General features: G+C 52.5%; 16 protein-coding genes. 4 read left to right on the top strand and 12 right to left on the bottom strand.

The window, feature by feature from the left end; translation table 11 throughout:
• Positions 1-59 precede the first annotated feature (59 nt).
• From Pan161_RS12625 to Pan161_RS12615, 3 genes are read left to right on the top strand one after another with little or no spacing between them, the layout of a single operon-like run.
• A complete protein-coding gene (locus tag Pan161_RS12625; protein WP_145227311.1) occupies positions 60-1,064 on the top strand; it encodes an ABC transporter substrate-binding protein in 1,005 nt (334 codons plus the stop codon).
• 24 nt (positions 1,065-1,088) lie between these two features.
• Entirely contained in the window at positions 1,089-2,126 is a 1,038-nt protein-coding gene (locus Pan161_RS12620; protein WP_145227309.1) for a FecCD family ABC transporter permease, read from the top strand.
• A gap of 14 nt (positions 2,127-2,140) precedes the next feature.
• Positions 2,141-2,917, top strand: coding sequence for an ABC transporter ATP-binding protein (locus Pan161_RS12615; RefSeq protein WP_145227307.1), 777 nt, complete (start codon positions 2,141-2,143; stop codon positions 2,915-2,917).
• Positions 2,918-2,937: 20 nt separating this feature from the next.
• Here the strand turns inward: Pan161_RS12615 and Pan161_RS12610 are convergent, their stop codons facing one another.
• On the bottom strand, positions 2,938-3,258 hold the full coding sequence (locus Pan161_RS12610; RefSeq protein ID WP_145227305.1) for a Dabb family protein: 321 nt from the start codon (positions 3,256-3,258) through the stop codon (positions 2,938-2,940).
• A 321-nt stretch (positions 3,259-3,579) separates the two neighbouring features.
• On the opposite strand from Pan161_RS12610, the gene Pan161_RS12605 reads away from it, so the two are divergent.
• Positions 3,580-4,509, top strand: a complete 930-nt coding sequence (locus tag Pan161_RS12605) for a hypothetical protein (protein ID WP_145227303.1) — start codon at positions 3,580-3,582, stop codon at positions 4,507-4,509.
• A gap of 20 nt (positions 4,510-4,529) precedes the next feature.
• Here the strand turns inward: Pan161_RS12605 and Pan161_RS12600 are convergent, their stop codons facing one another.
• The 11 genes from Pan161_RS12600 to Pan161_RS12550 all read right to left on the bottom strand — a co-directional run bounded on the left by Pan161_RS12600 (position 4,530) and on the right by Pan161_RS12550 (position 15,675).
• Entirely contained in the window at positions 4,530-4,844 is a 315-nt protein-coding gene (locus tag Pan161_RS12600; RefSeq protein WP_145227301.1) for a hypothetical protein, read from the bottom strand.
• A gap of 84 nt (positions 4,845-4,928) precedes the next feature.
• Complete coding sequence (locus Pan161_RS12595) at positions 4,929-6,302, bottom strand: DUF420 domain-containing protein (protein ID WP_145227299.1); 1,374 nt, start codon at positions 6,300-6,302, stop codon at positions 4,929-4,931.
• A gap of 36 nt (positions 6,303-6,338) precedes the next feature.
• Positions 6,339-7,190 (bottom strand): ABC transporter permease, encoded by an 852-nt coding sequence (locus Pan161_RS12590; protein WP_145227297.1) that lies wholly within the window; start codon positions 7,188-7,190, stop codon positions 6,339-6,341.
• Entirely contained in the window at positions 7,187-8,155 is a 969-nt protein-coding gene (locus Pan161_RS12585) for an ABC transporter ATP-binding protein (protein WP_145227296.1), read from the bottom strand. The genes Pan161_RS12590 and Pan161_RS12585 overlap by 4 nt, the downstream gene beginning before the upstream one ends.
• Entirely contained in the window at positions 8,145-8,552 is a 408-nt protein-coding gene (locus Pan161_RS12580; protein WP_145227293.1) for a cytochrome C oxidase subunit IV family protein, read from the bottom strand. The genes Pan161_RS12585 and Pan161_RS12580 overlap by 11 nt, the downstream gene beginning before the upstream one ends.
• A gap of 18 nt (positions 8,553-8,570) precedes the next feature.
• Complete coding sequence (locus tag Pan161_RS12575) at positions 8,571-9,584, bottom strand: cytochrome c oxidase subunit 3 (RefSeq protein WP_145227291.1); 1,014 nt, start codon at positions 9,582-9,584, stop codon at positions 8,571-8,573.
• A 71-nt stretch (positions 9,585-9,655) separates the two neighbouring features.
• A complete protein-coding gene (gene cyoE, locus Pan161_RS12570; protein ID WP_145227289.1) occupies positions 9,656-10,588 on the bottom strand; it encodes a heme o synthase in 933 nt (310 codons plus the stop codon).
• A gap of 1 nt (position 10,589) precedes the next feature.
• Positions 10,590-11,549 (bottom strand): COX15/CtaA family protein, encoded by a 960-nt coding sequence (locus Pan161_RS12565; RefSeq protein WP_145227286.1) that lies wholly within the window; start codon positions 11,547-11,549, stop codon positions 10,590-10,592.
• 29 nt (positions 11,550-11,578) lie between these two features.
• Positions 11,579-13,393: a cytochrome c oxidase subunit I gene (locus Pan161_RS12560; protein WP_145227284.1), complete on the bottom strand. Its 1,815-nt coding sequence runs from the start codon at positions 13,391-13,393 to the stop codon at positions 11,579-11,581.
• Positions 13,390-14,226: a cytochrome c oxidase subunit II gene (coxB, locus tag Pan161_RS12555; RefSeq protein WP_145227282.1), complete on the bottom strand. Its 837-nt coding sequence runs from the start codon at positions 14,224-14,226 to the stop codon at positions 13,390-13,392. The genes Pan161_RS12560 and coxB overlap by 4 nt, the downstream gene beginning before the upstream one ends.
• Before the next feature lie 93 nt (positions 14,227-14,319).
• Entirely contained in the window at positions 14,320-15,675 is a 1,356-nt protein-coding gene (locus Pan161_RS12550; RefSeq protein WP_145227280.1) for a c-type cytochrome, read from the bottom strand.
• Between the last annotated feature and the right edge of the window lie 465 nt (positions 15,676-16,140).

Genomic DNA, 16,140 nt, shown 5'->3' with positions numbered 1-16,140 from the left:
TTTGATGAATCAGTGTCTGCCGCTTCCAATTTGAGAAAGGATTCGATACCAACAAAGTTATGAATACCTATTTCAACAAACTGTTCCTGCTGTTGCTCCTGTGGGGGATGATGGCAGGCTGCCGACCCGAGGCGACCAGCCCGAGTTCTGCGCAGGCGGTGCAGTCTGAAGCGAAAGAGACGCGGGACCCAAAGAATGCGGTGGCTTATCCTGTCAGGGTGACTGACTATCGCGGTCAGGATGTGACGATACAGACACAGCCTGAGCGGATCATTTCACTGATGCCAGCCCATACGGAAATTCTGTTTGCGATCGGTGCGGGCGAGCAGATGGTGGGGTGTACGTCTCTGTGTAATTATCCTCCGGAAACCAAAACGCTGAAGAAGATCGCGTTTGCCAATCCGGGCAGTATCAGCCTCGAAGCACTTGTGGAACTGCAGCCGGATCTGATTATTCTCGGCGGAGATTATCATCGACTGCTGGCAGAGCAACTGGAGAAAATCAAAGTACCGGTGCTCTCTTTTGAATCTCAGTCGCTGGCGGATATCGAGAAATCGATTCTGGGAATCGCAAAAGCGACCGGACACCCAGATCGCGGAAAGCAGATCATTCAGGCTATCAAGAAGGACATTCAGGCGCTTCAGAAACAGATCAAACCATTTCAGGAACAGGGACGCCCGCGGGTATTTTATCAGGTCTGGGATCAGCCTTTGATGACAGCGGGCCCCGAGTCGTTCATTGGTGAGCTGATCACCATGGTCGGCGGGGAGAACATTTACAGTGATGTGAAAATTGCTTATCCCCAGGTCAGTGAGGAGACATTGATTGTGCGAAATCCCGATGTGATTCTGCTGCCGGGGCTCAAAAATAATCCACAGGCTGATCCAAGCGAAGCGATTGCCACTCTGAAACAGCGGCCGGGCTGGAAAAAAATGAACGCCGTCAAGAATCAGCGGATTTATATTATTGAGGATGATCTGATTTCGCGTCCCGGACCCCGTGTGGTGCAGGGACTGCAAAAAGTGGCGCAGGCATTGTATCCTGACGCGTTTCCGAAACCCTGACCTTCTGAGTGGACGCTGCCGTTCATGCAACCGCGCAATCAATTTCTGGCCTGGCGTTTCCTGCCTTTACTGGCGTGCCTGTTGCTTGCGCTATTCGTGGGAATCCATTTCGGGGCAGTCTCCCTTTCTTTTGAACAGATCTGGCAGGGACTCTGGCATCCGGCAGAGGAATCGTACATCAATACGATACTCTGGCAGATCCGTTTGCCGCGCGTGATTCTGGCGGCCTGTGTGGGAGGGGGACTGGCGATCGCCGGCGCTGCCTTTCAGGGAGTATTTCGCAATCCGCTGGCAGATCCGTTTGTGATCGGTGCCTCGAGTGGCGCTGCATTGGGAGCGACACTCGCGCTGCTGCTGATTGCAGGGAGTATTACCGTCATCACGGCAACCTGGCAGATACCGTGGTTGATTCTGGCGGCGTTCGCCGGGGCGCTGCTCGTCGTCTGTGGCGTGTTTCTGATCGCATCATTAAGCAACATTGGTCGAAGTGCACCGCTGCTGACATTGATTCTGGCGGGAATGGCGCTCAGCAGTTTTACCGGGGCTCTCGTTTCGCTGATCATGTTTCTGAACCATGAAATGCTGACCACCATTTTCAGCTGGCTGCTGGGCAGTTTCTCAGGCAGGCACTGGAATGAAATTATGATGGCGGGGCCGGTCATTCTCTGTAGTGGGGGACTGTTGTGGTTACTGTCGCGCCCGCTGGACCTGCTTTCGTTCGGTGATGAAGCAGCCCAGACGCTGGGATTGTCGATCGGCAAATTCCGCATGCTGATTCTGGTTGCCGCCACGTTCTGTACCGCGGCCTGTGTTGCCGTTTCAGGGGTGATCGGGTTTTTAGGACTGATGGCGCCGCATATGACACGTATTCTGTTAGGGCCCCGGCATGGTCTGTTGATTCCCGGCAGCTGTCTGTTGGGGGCTACTTTGATGGTGATCGCCGATACGCTGGCCCGGACTGTGATTGCACCGGCTGAAATTCCCGTCGGCATTGTGACGGCGTTAATGGGCTGTCCGTTTTTTCTGTTTCTGCTGCTCAGTCGCGGTCAGCAATCCGGTTAAGAAGAGGAATGAGCATGAATCCGATTGAACTGGAAAACGTCTCTTGCGGATATACCCGGCAGGACGTTTTGAAGCAGATCTCGCTGGGCATTGCACCGGGAACCGTACTGGTCTTACTGGGCCCGAATGGCTCCGGTAAGACCACGTTGCTGCGCGCGTTGTTTCGTCTGGTGGAAGTCCGAGAAGGCAGCGTTCTGATTGAAGGAGAGTCGCTGACTCAGATATCGCGCAAACAGGTGGCGCAGAAACTGGCACTGGCACCGCAGCTGGAATCTCCCCAGTGGCCGATGACGGTCGAAGAGACAGTGCAACTGGGCCGCAGTGCTCATCGTGGCTGGGTACAACCGTTTCAGGCAGAAGATACGAGCCAGGTGGAAGCAGCGATGCAGCAGACCGGACTCACGGAATTGCGTCAGCGGAAGATCACAGAAATATCGGGTGGGGAATGGCGGCGGACTTTAATTGCCCGCGCCCTGGTGCAGCACACGAGCATCCTGTGTCTGGATGAGCCGACTACGGGACTCGATCTCAAATATCAGGTCGAGATTCTAACGCTCATTCGTAATCTGGCGCACGAGCGGAATCTGACCGTAATCCTGACCATCCACGATCTGAATCTGGCCAGCAGCTTTGCTGACCAGATTGTGTTGTTGGACAAAGGGGAGATCGCAGCGATCGGCACGGGGGCGGAAGTTCTGACAGAAGCCCGCTTAACGGAAGTTTATCAGACACCCGTTAAAGTGCTGCCGCATCCGGAGTACCAGACGCCTCTGATTGTCCCCGTGCTCTGAATGGGAATTCCCAGCTTCATTCAGCTGGTAACGTAGCTGTCGAAAACCTGGACGTTGGCCCATTTGTCTTTGTTTTCTGAGATAAATGTCAGGTGGTCAGCTGCTTCCTGATATTTATCGTGTGAGTCTTTATTGTCGAAGACCACATTTAATGCGACATGATATTCCTGATTGTTCACCGGTCGTTGAAACTCCGTGCCTCGGGTCCCGGCGGAGAAGTAGAGCACCCCGGGATGGTCCTTCAGATACAAGTGACAGGCCTTCACCATCGCTTCGCTGGCTTCGGGGGAACTGTCTTTGAGGGTGAAATAAACCATGTGTGCCAGTGATGCTTCTGCCATGTTCATGTCCTTTAATCTCGCTGTAATGAGTTAAGTGTATTGTATTATTGAGTTTAGTGGATACAAGGTGCTTTGGAAGCCAGCTTCTTGCTTTCCTATCTTCTCAAAAAGTGCTCTCAATGTCATCACATCCGGGGGGCAATGAATTTTGTAAATTATGAAATATAAAATAAAGCGACTTTAACGATTATGCCGATAAATGAGAAAGGTGGGTTCTTCGTTCTGGCTGATCCTGTAGAGCCAGCGTCTCAGTTTGACTGAAACGGGAACGAAATCAAAGGAGTGCCATTCAGCACACTTAGTATAAAAAGGAGTTTTTCGATGTCCCCCTGGATTCGAAATGGTATTGTAGTTGCTTCGCTGTTTCTGATAATGACGAATGATAATTCTGCGGAAGCTCATATCTTTCAACGGTTATTTAACCGGGGAGGCATGGCTTGCAGTTATCCACAACACGGCCGCTGTGGTCATCGTTGTAAAAAACTGGCCCGCCGCTATTTCCGGCGTTGTGCTCCCGTGACTTCATGCTGCCCGGGCGTGTGTACTCCACCTCCGCCACAAATCTGCTATCAGGACATCATTTGTACCGAATACCGTATGGTGCCCCGAACAACCAATGTTCCCGTTACCACTTACAAGCAGATCACCGTTGACGAAGGCTGCTGGCAGCGAGTCTGGGTTCCCAAAATGGTGACCAAACAGATTCAATGTACCCAGTACCAGAAGCAGACCAGCTATGTCAGAACACCGATTCAGGTCAGAAAACGGGTTCAAGTGACGGTACCACAGTCAACGTGCACCGATTGTATGAACGGACAACCTTCCATGATGAGTCCGTCTCCATCAATGCAGCCTTATATTGTGCCATCCACGCCGACACCATCCAGTGCCCCTGTTCCCACGCCGATGTCTAATACATCGCTGGACATGGGTGCCTACCCGACTCTCGCTCCGACCATCAGTGCCCAACCAGCGGCTGGCTGGGGCGGAAACAGTGGACCTGCCTTCTCAACCATGGCTGCGACATTGCCTCCCAGCCCGGCAGTCTTACAGGTTCCCGACCTGCAGTCGAATTCCGAATGGCAGACGATTCCTTCTCAGAACTCTTATTTCCAGACACAGACTGCGGTTTCCAATCAGTCAACCTATGATGATTCCCTGTCACGTACAGCCTCTGCCAAAGGGGCATTTGTGCCAGCTCCCTCGGCAGCAACCGTCTGGAATACACCTCGTCGCCAACGCTTGAATTAAACGGCAACGAGTCTCAACTGCTACGATTCATCCACACCGGAATCGGCATCACTCTGATGCGGGTTCCGGTTGTTTTCGTAATGCTGGACGGTCTTCTGTTCGCGTTTCATCATCTTGAAAAAAGCAATACCGAAGCCGGAGATCAGCATGGCGGGCATCGCCAGCATAAATGCGATGCTGTACATGTAAGCGCGCGGCTTGGAATCATCCGTTTCGTTCAACTGTTTACACATCGGACAAGCCGCAGCCTGACTGATGACAACGGGGGAGGAAAACAGACCGAGTAACGCGGCGGTCAGAACACAGGATCGAAGGAATGAAAATCGCTTTAACATGATACGAACCACTTGATGAACAAAGTAAGATGCTTCTATTGTAACAGATATCTATCCGGGTTCCAGCCGTTTCTGGGCTGATTTTCAGGCGGCTTTGGGCAAATGATAAAGCATAAAATAAATCACAACACCCGTGATGGAGACATAGAGCCAGATCGGAAACGTGATTTTGGCGATTTTACGATGGGCTTCCCACTGCTGTTTCAATCCTCGCCGGATCGTCACCCAGGCCAGCACCGGAACGGCGGCTGCGAGCACAACATGCGTGATCAGAATAAAATAATAGATCATGCGGATCGTGCCTTCTCCGCCAAATTTCCGGGAGGCGGTTCCCGTGTAACTCTGTAACGCGAAGTGATACAGCAGGTAGAAGACCAGGAACAGGACAGACGTTCCAAAGGCCGTCAGCATCGTTTTTTTATGCTTCTGCTGTTCCCCGTGCCGAATGAACCAGTAGCCGACCATCAGCAGAATCGTTGCCAGGCCGTTCAGAGTGGCATTCACAGCAGGCAGCTGATACACCCAGTCCGGAGCCGTTTTGACCGTCTCTGTCGAGTCTGGTTCTGTTGTAACTGAACCGGCTTCGGTTTGCGCCAGCAGATTAACCACTCCGGGAACGAGCGTCGTACTCAAGGAGATCATTCCCGCTTTGGCAGGCGTTTTTGTCTTGGCGGCTTCATCTTGCTTCGTGTTGGCGGGAGTATCCTTTTGTTTTTCCTCCGGTTTTTGGGTATCCGGTTTCTGTTTCTCTGCTTTGACAAGCTTGCGAACTTCGCGTCTGAGTTCTGCCATCTCGACATCGTCGACCGCGTTATATTTTCCCAGTACGCGTCCTGTTTTATCGACCAGCATGACGTTGGTGGTGTGGATCACTTCAAAGCCGGGCTTGCGGGCAGGGCCTTTGTTTTCCTGGACCGGCATCAGAAAGCTTTTCTCAATCAGATGAAAGATCTCACTTTGATCGCCGGTGAGAAACAACCACTTTTCCGGATCGGCACCAACCGATTCTGCATAACGGGATAAGACTTCGGGAGTGTCATTTTTGGGGTCGACGGTAAAGGTCACCAGGCGGAAGTCCAGATCCTTCAGATCTTTCTGCAGTTGATAAAACTGACCGGAGACGCGCGGGCAGGGGCCCGCGCAGCGGGTGAAGACGAAGCACGCCACCCAGGGTTTCCCCTGCAGGTCTTCTTTCGTCACGGTTTTACCACTGCGTTCGGTGAGGGAAAAGTCTTCGATGCCTGTTTCCGGCCAGATCGGAGCATCCACTTTGACTTCTTCAATTTCAGCTTCTTCAGCCCCTTGCTTCTCAGCGGCTTTACTGGCTTTTATCTGTTCCAATGCGAGGTCGCGTTGTGTTTTCAGTTTCCAGGTTGCGAATGCACTCACGGCGACGAGCACCCAGAGCAAGATGATCAGGATCAGGGGAATGCGGCGGGATCGTTTTGTCTCAGTCATGTTCAATTCTTTTGATTACTTTTAATAATATCGTATTTATCTGGCATTTCGGGCGGCCCGCTGACGGGTCAACCAGATCGCAATTGATACATAAATTATACAGACCACGGCGGTGACAGTCAGGCAGACAATCATGGAGGGATTACCCGGTGCGCTGGGTAGCGCAGAGCTTGAAGACAGCAATCGCCGCAAACCGGTCACGCCATACGTCAGGGGATTGGCACGGATGATCCAGGATAGCCAGCCGGAGTCTCCCGCCGGAAAAAACGAACCCGAGAGCAGCCACATCGGCATTAGAAAGACTGACATGATGGCGTGAAAGCCTTGTGTGGACTCCATTGGCCAGGCGATCAGATAACCGAGCGCAGTCAGGCTGAAACCCAGCAGGAACAGAAACAGCAGCAGGGGAATGAAGCCTGCCAGTGTGACTCCGGTGTTGAAGTCGGGCGCCAATCCGACAATTTTTAACAAGGGACCCAGCAGAAGAAACAGGACAGCTTGTAAAACAGCCAGGATTGTCCCTCCCAGCAGTTTACCCAGTACAATGGAAGAGCGGGGGACCGGCGAGACGAGCACTCCCTGCAGGAAGCCTTCCTTGCGGTCTTCGATGATCGAGATCGTCGAAAAGATGGCGGTAAACATCAGAATCATGACGGCCACACCCGGGAAAAAATATTCCTGGTAGGTCATGCCTGCCGTTGCCCATTCGGGTGCTTTGAAAGAACCTCGCAGTCCTGCTCCAAACAGAATCCAGAACAGGATCGGCTGGATGAGCGCACCGATCACGCGGGTGCGCTGTCGGGCGAAGCGGACCACTTCACGCTGCGCGAGCGTTAAGATCGGTAGAACAAAGGGGGTGGTGGGCGTGACAGTTACAGGCTGATTCATTCGACTTCCTCCGCCTGCCAGAATTGATGTCCGGTTTTATGAATGAAGACATCTTCCAGAGTCGGTTTCCCGAGTGAAACCGAAGTGACCTGCTCCGGGAAGGCGTCGATCAGGTCTTTCAGAAATTCATGCCCCCGAGGATGTTCCAGACGTAGACTGTGATTGACCTCTTGAGGCGTCACGCCGAATTTCTCTGTGATCTGGTTCTGCAGTATCTCCGGATGCTCTGCGTGAATGGTCAGACAGTCTCCGCCCACCGAAGCCCGTAATTCGTCTGGTGTGCCCAGCGAGATGAGTTCTCCCTGATGCAGAATCCCCAGCCGGTCACAGTGTTCCGCTTCTTCCATTAAATGCGTGGTGATCAGGATGGTCACTCCCTGTTCGCGCTGCAGTTGTTTCAGATATTTCCAGAGATCGTGCCGTGCACCCGGGTCGAGACCTGTGCTCGGTTCATCCAGCAGCAGGACCTGTGGAGCATGCAGCAGGCCTTTGGCAATTTCGACGCGGCGTTTTAATCCACCCGACAATGATTCGGCCAGGTCCGCTTTGCGATCTGTGAGTCCCAGGTGCTGCAGGACGGATGCGATCCGTTCTCGCATCAATCCTCCCGAAATTCCATACAGGTGGGCCTGATGTTTCAGGTTTTCCTGTACGGTCAGTTTTCCATCCAGGCTGGGTGACTGGAAGGTGACTCCAATAAGCGTGCGGATTTGCCGGGCTTGCGTCGAAAGATCCAGACCAGCGATCGTGGCGTGACCGGATTGCAGGGGCAGGAGCGTTGAGAGCAGACGAAAGAGGGTTGTCTTTCCGCCGCCATTCGGTCCCAGCAGGCCGAAGATTTCTGCAGACCGGACTTCAAAGCTCAGATGATTCAAAGCCAGCCGTTCGCCGTATCGGTGTGAAATATCAGTGACACAGATGCGGGCTGCAGTCGTTGCTTCCTGAGGGAGGGGGTTACTCAGCATGACTTTTTTCGGGGTTCAAGGCATCAGTCGTGGCAGCGGTCTGCCGGGCCTGCTCCAGGTAGTCCACCTGAGGGGCTTCATTTGTGTAATAATGAATGCCGATATCCGGAGTAATGGCGATCGTCAGGCCCATTGCTAACACGATGGTGGGACTGAGCAGCACGTACTTCCATTTTCCTTCAAATTTCAAGTGCATAAAATAAATCATCACAAACAGTGCTTTGGCGCAGGCGACGGCCAGAACCAGCAGTGTCAACAGCACCACGCCGTTCATGCCGATGATGTTTTTTTCTTTTAAATCGATGACGTCAAAAATGATCGACAGCACCGTGCAGATACACAGGGCAAAGAAGATGGTGGAATACTTGACGTAAGCGTGATCGTGTTGATCTGACATCGGATTAGTGACTCTCAGTTAAATGATGTAAATCAGCGGGAACAGGAAGATCCAGACCAGGTCGACGAAGTGCCAGTACAGGCCGATGTTTTCGACGTAATCTTTCCATTTTTTACTCAGGCGTCTGCCCTGTAGCAGAACAATGATGAACAGCAGCATCCCGATCACTACATGTAAAGCATGAAAACCGGTCAGCAGAAAGTAAACCGAGGCAAACAGGTTTCCGTAAATAATGGGTTGCAGGAAATGGACCGGTGTCAGGAACGACCCATATGCGGGGTTCTGTTTCAGCGTTTCCAGCTCTTGATTCATCTGCTGCATATTGATGGATTCATCGAGGGCCCGCTGATTTAAATCCCGGTATTTCGTTTCAAGATCAAAGTAGGCCTGCAGTTCTTGTTTGCGGGCAGCGGTGGTATCCTCGGCCGCCAGTTCTGTCTGAAGTTGCTGACGGAGTTCCTCGACAGGCGTTTCGACTTCTTCTGTTTTTTCATCAGTGACCCCGGCGACTTCGACCGTTTCTTCGGGATCTACCGGTTCCGTTTTTTCCGGCAGCTTCTCATTTGCTAACGCGATGGTACGCTGATCGACGACCTGTTTCATTTCCCGCATGGATTTATCGATGGCCATGCGTGGGGTTTCCGGAATGTGTCCAGGCAGAATATCGTATTTGAATTTGCCCGAATATTCGTAGGCTTTGATGCCCAGGAACAGACAGGCCAGCAGCAGCGTCAGGCAGAGATAAAGTCGCGCTTTGGCGAAGTTTTCCACTTTCATGCCTTCCAGCGCGAGTACGACAAAGTAGCTGGAGAGAATCAGCACGAATGTATTCAAGCCGCCGGCCCAGATACGCAGGTGCGTGATTTCCGGATCGTCAGGCCAGCCGGGCGAACCGGCACGGAGTACGATGTAGGCTCCGATAAAGGCGGAAAAAAACATGATTTCTGTCGCCAGGAAAAGCCACATCCCCAGTTTGGAGTGTGGTATGGGAAGCCCCATTCGATATTGTGGCGAATTACTTTCGTGACTCATTGCAATCTTTCACTTTACATCGCAGGCAATCAAACAGTTTTTGAATCCTGAAAAACGCGTTCTTGGATTGATCAGTTAAACAGCTGCAGTCGATCCCAGGTCAGGGTGAGTAACAGCAGCGGGAGATAAATCAGTGAGAACCAGATTAACTGGCGGGCGGTCTGGCGTGTTTCGTTTCGCAGGAAACGAATCGAGAAGGCGAGGTAGCCAATTCCCAGGACCAGCGCGACCACAGAGTAAAATGTCCCCGTCAGGGAAACATATTGAGGCAGCAGACTGACGGGGATCAGAGCGACCGCATAAATCACACACATCCAGCCGATCATGCGTGGTGCAGGATCGGGGGCTGGCAGCATTTTCAAACCCGCCTGATGGTATTGATGTCGGTACAACCAGGCAATCGCCAGGAAGTGCGGGAACTGCCAGAAGAACATGATGGCAAAAATCGTGAAGGAAGAGGTATTCAGATTTCCTCCGGCTGCGGTCCAGCCCAGGATGGGAGGCATGGCACCGGGGATGGCACCGATGGTGGTGCAAAGCGAGGTCACCCGTTTGAGGGGGGTGTAAACCAGCACGTACAGCACCAGAGTCATCATCGCTAAAAACGCAGTCAGCAGGTTGACCATGGTTGCCAGATAAAAAATACCGGTCAGCGCGGCACCGATTCCGAATACCAGAACTTCGGGTAATGAAATTTTACCAGCTGGCAATGGACGATTGGCCGTGCGGGGCATCAAGGCATCACTCTTCATTTCCAGCATCTGATTCAGCGAGTTACAGCCGACGGCAACCAGACCGATTCCCAGCAGGGCATGGATCAAAGGCAGCAGCGACCAGGAATGGGCGCTGGCCAGCGTGTAGCCTAAAGCCACCGAGATCAGAGCCATCGTCGAAATTCTCGGTTTGATGAGTTCGAGATAATCGCTTAACCGGGCCAGACTGACCGGTTTGGCGGCAGTTTTCGATTCTTCGACAGCGATATAGGATTGTTGAGTTGTAGACATTTCAAACGTTACCTTCGGCATTCGGTAAGGAATCAGTAGCAGAGAGAGATTGCTCTGACGATCTGTTTTTATTTAATTGATGGAGTCGAAAGACACGGACCGAATACAGGACCGTGGTCATCAGGAACAGGATTCCGGTAATCAGGTGCGCGGTGCGGAACAGTGATTGTTGCAGGGAGCCGGGTTCCCCGACGATCCCGGCAGCGGGGAGACCAAATCGGGTTAGCCAGGCGCCAATGCCGAGCATGATCTGAAAGATACCGAGATGCAGCATACCCATCGCCGGTCGTTTCAACCATTTGATCCCTGTTTTGCGAGCACTGCGAAATTCGATGATCACAAAGATCAACACCACAATAGCAAAGCTCATATGGGGATGCAGTCCGACTTTGAAGTGGCTGAGGAATCCTCCCAGGAAATACTGAAAAAGGACGAGCAGCGGCACGGTGATTGCCAGGCGGCGACCATAGCCTGCCGTTAAAACAGGGGGATCGTTGCCGATCTCAATCCAGCGTTTGCCGGTGGCCATGGTCAGAAAAGCCATCAGTGTAAAGACACAGGCGGCAAACAAGCCGTGTGCCATCGCCAGGCCTTTGCTGTCTTCGGTCACCCGCGTGCCTCCCAGAATGCCCTGAATAATTACACAAACCAGGACTGCGATCGAGACGTTTCGGATCCACTTTATCTGTTCGACTTTAAATGCAACAATCACGAGTACAATGGATAAAAAACCGACCAGCGTTCCCAGCAGACGGTGCACATGCTCAAAAAATTTATCAGCGGGTAAACCGAATACGGGGTACGTAAACATATTTTGTCCGTCAGAACTCGGCCAGCCTTTCACTGCCATGCCATATTCTTCGGTGGTGACATGCCCGCCCATAATCATCAACGGCAGCGTCGCGACCGTGGTCGCCAGGGCCAGTCTGAAAAGCCAGGGATGGTATTGTTGCTGGTTCATAAGGGATAACTTTTGTTTAACGTTTCAACTTAGACTGAGGTATCGGAAGTGGTGATATTCCTGGGCGGCTGACATTCCTGTTCCGTCTGCATCAGAAAATCTTTATCGCCATTCACGACGGCATATTCATTGGGTCCGTGATAGACCATCGGTACAAAATCAAAGTTACCATGCGGCGGTGGAGAGGGGGCGGCCCACTCCAGCGTCGTCGCATTCCAGGGATTCCGGCCTGCTTTGGGGCCAAAGAACATGCTGTAAAAGATATTGATGAACAGCAGGATCTGGGCAGCACCCATCAGGATGGCCGAGAGGGTCATGAACTGGTTCATTGGCAGCAGATGTTCGAGGTAACCGTGCAGGTATGGATCAGCATAACGGCGGGGCATGCCCTGCATTCCCAGGAAGTGCATCGGGAAAAACGTGCCATTAGCACCGATGAAGGTCAGCACGAAATGCGTTTTGCCCAGCTTTTCATTCATCATCCGCCCAAACATTTTCGGGAACCAGAACTGGATTCCGGCAAAAACACCAAACAGGGTGGCACCGAACAGGATGTAATGGAAGTGAGCGACAATGAAGTAGGTATCGTGAAAATAGACGTCGACAGGGACGGCCGCCATAAAAATTCCGCTGAGACCGCCGACGATAAACATCGAAAGAAAAGCGATACAGTTCAGCGTGACCGTATTGAATTCCAGCTTCCCACCCCAGATCGTTGCGGTCCAGTTGAACGTTTTGATTGCGGACGGGAGCGCGATCATCATGGTGGAAACCATGAACGCCATCCCGACGGCAGGGTTCATGCCACTGGTAAACATGTGGTGTCCCCAGACGATAAACCCGAGGCTGGCGATAGCTGACATGGAGAAGACCATCGGCTTATAGCCGAACAGTGGTTTTCGGCACATGCAGCTCAACATGTCGGACACCATGCCCATAATCGGGAGCAGCATGATGTAAACCGCAGGATGTGAGTAAAACCAGAACAGGTGCTGCCAGAGCAGGGGCTGTCCGCCGCCCACCGTCGCAGCCGCATTGTTGATGACCAGTCCGGAAGGATAGAAGAAACAGGTTCCGAATAAGCGGTCGGCTACCTGCATGAATCCGCCGGCAGTCAGTACGGGAAGTGCAAACGCCTGTAGAATGGCTGTGATAAACAGACCCCAGATGGTCATAGGCAGCCGGAAGAAGGTCATGCCGGGAGCACGCATGTTGATGATCGTCGTCATATAGTTGATCGAGCCCATCATGGATGAGAAACCGACAAAGGTGACTCCCAGCAGCCAGAACGTCTGTGCCGTGCCGGAACCAGGGGCTGCTTGCGCCAGGTCGGCGAGTACGGGATAAGAGGTCCAGCCTGCCGCCGGACCACCGGCGTACTTGAAGCTCATGCCGAAGCAGGCGATCGCAGGCCACATGAACCAGTAACTCAGCATGTTCAGTTTGGGGAATGCCATGTCGTCCGCACCAATCATCAGCGGGATCAGATAGTTTCCGAAAGTCCCTGCCAGGATCGGGATGATGACCAGGAAGATCATCACGGTGGCATGCATGGTAAACAGCATCGTATAAAATTCAGGCGAGATCTGTCCGCCTTCCGCGGCAAACAGCCACGGTCCGACAATCGGCATCGATTCCCAGGGGAAGGCCAGTTGCCAGCGCACCGCCAGCGCGAGCGCACCGCCGACAATCATCATCAGTAATGTGGTAAACAGAAACTGGATCGCGATGATTTTATGGTCGGTTGAAAAGATATACTTCGTGATGAAGTTGCCCGGACCCTCATGCGACTGGTGAGTCGTAATGGGTTGCAATCCGGTGGGTGAAGGATTCAAAACACTCATTTCTCAGCGGCCTCACTCTCTGAGCCGTTTTCGTTGGCGGCAATTTGTCCCAGCCCATCATAGGATTGCTGCTGGGTCAGGTTTTTCAGATATGCCTGGTATTCTTCTTCGGGTTCCACAATCACGTGGGCTTTCATTTTGTAATGGCCCCAGCCACACAGTTCAGCACAGACCAGATCGTACACACCGGGTTTGTTTGCCTCAAACCAGACGGGAATCTGCAGGCCGGGCAGGGCATCCTGTTTGATTCGCAAAGCAGGCAGGAAGAATGAGTGTTGCACATCGTCACTGCGCAGTTGGATCAGCACCGGTTTGCCGAAGGGGACGTGCAGTTCATTCACGGTATAGAGATCGTCGGGCTGTGGTTTGGGCTGGAGCTGTTTCCCGATCGCAGGATAACGGAACCGCCATTCGAACTGGCGAGCGGTGACTTCTGCCAGGGGATCTTTGACGGCCGCTTCCGGGTAGTGATTCTTAAAGCGAAAATCCGCCCAGAGGTTCATCTGGTAGAGGGCCAGGAATAACAGGATGGCACCGGGGATGATGCTCCAGATCAGTTCCAGTTTATGGTTGCCGTGTGTGTGCTGAGCTCGTTCGTCTCGATTGTTGGCACTACGCCAGAGTGCATAGACGAGGACCGCCTGAGTCCCGATAAAGACAGCCGCCGTAATGGCCAGAATTAAATAAAACAGGTGATCGATACGAATTCCCAGATTACTGGCGGCTTGCGCGTTGTCGTAGGGAAAAGACCAGCCAATGAAAGGTGCCGCCGCGCAGGACACGACTGCGGCAACAGGCCAGAACAGAAAAAATAAACACCATCCTTTACCCACGAAAGGTCTCCCGTTTGGTCTTTGATTGAGAATTCAATTGGTTGTCTTAAATGAGTTCAGAAACAAAATATTCAGCATATCGGATCGAAGTGACTAATTGCTGCTGTAAGGCAGGCTCATCACATAGTTGACCAGATCCCAGCGTTCTTCTTCTGTCAAAGCAGAGGAGCCAAAGGCCGGCATCGGCGTTCCCTTAATGCCGGCAAAGATCCGCCGGTAAATGTCAATCGGCCGGCGTCCGCCTCGATAAATCCCGCGGTGCAGATCCCGGGGGGGTAACTGATTTCCCCAGATATCGTGCAGCCCTCGATTGGGATATTTTGTATTGGTAACCGGGTTGGTCCAGAAGTCATGCGTGGCAGACCCGTTGCCGCGTCCCTGGGGACCATGACAGGTGGCACACTTGGTTTTATTGCTGAGGTACAGTTGACGCCCCCGTTCGCGGGATTCCGGGGAGTCAGGCACGCGGGGAGACTCAGGGATTACCAGTGCCTCTTCCCGATTTGCTTCTTCCCAGGCTTCCGCAACGCTGGATGTGGCGAAATCAAGTGTATCCGGAAAGTCCAGTTCCATGTACTCTTTGAGTTCTTCATCGATTTCTTCCGGCGTTTCGCCTCCCGCTTCGCTGGTCCGTTCGGCAAAGGTCTCTTTGGAAAAATCGAGGAACAGTTCGTCGACCAGTTTCTTTTCCGTTTCACCACGAATGGAGAGCCAGATGACATAGTTGACAATGGCAGAGACTTCGTCTTCGGTCAGCAGTTTGAAGGAAGGCATGTACGTCCCCGCGATGCCTTCTTTTACCGTTCGTTCCAGATCCTGTACCTGCGCTTTGTCAGTCGATTTGGTGGACGTGTACTTGTAAATGCCCAAACGGAAATCGCGTGGGGGAGGATTCAGATAGCGGGACGTCGGGCCAGTGCCTTCTCCCGACATACCGTGACAGTGCATGCAGTGACGATTGTAAAGATCGCGACCAAACTGCAGCCGCGTACATTCGACCAGGAAGGTATCGCCGGGCTGAGGGGCGATGTCTGCTGCTTTTTCCACAGCGATCATACCTGTCTCAAAGTTGTATTCTTTGATGCGTGAAACCTGTCCCTGGGCTTTACCGGAGGTCCACTCCAGAGGCAGCCCCTGAAGTTTGTCATATACGTTTTCCAGGCCGGTGGCCTGAAAGCGGATCAGTGGTGCCTCGGCTCCGGTGGCTTCGACTGATTTGACCTTGCCTTCCACATCACCGAATTTTGTAGGCAGGCCTTCAAACTGAGTGAGAGCCAGTGGATTACCGAACTCTCTGACCAGCGCTTCTTTCACGGGTTTGGCGGCGGCAGGCATGAGTTCATTGGTCTTCTCTGAGAAGATAAACTCGACCTTGGGCTGTTCACACCCCGCGATGGTCAACACCGGGAATAACAGCAACAAAATGAAATGACGATACCCAAATCTCACGGAAGTGAATCCTCACTTTATACATATTCTGACAGTTGATCGATCGCAGTCTGTCGAGTCCGCTCTCCCCGGGAAACTGAAGTGAACCCGGGGGTTTTCATTTTCCATATGCCTCAAGCGATGCACTGACGCGGATATTTCAACTCACGAGAAAAATACTGAGATTGATCTGTTCATGTCTGCAATCGTTTTCTGACAGGTTTGCTTGTGCGGGGTGGGAGGCTTAACAGCCTGAATACTTCAGTAATTCTGGCAATGCTCAGGCGTTCTGACAACCAGCGTTTCCCTTTAGAAAGCCTTTTCTCACAAGCAGGAAGGTCATCCTCGGTGAGGTCCCAATCGCGGGAATCACACTTAATAATATCGTATTTTCTTTGACTCTCTTTTTCAATCAGTAGAGGCTGTCGTTTCAGGACAATCCTGAGTAAACTGTGACCAGACAGGCGAACTCTCTGTTTTTACAGC

This window comes from Gimesia algae (assembly GCF_007746795.1).
GTDB lineage: Bacteria > Planctomycetota > Planctomycetia > Planctomycetales > Planctomycetaceae > Gimesia > Gimesia algae.
The sequence above is the reverse complement of the archived record's forward strand: the minus strand, read 5'-3'. Positions and strand labels throughout refer to the sequence as shown.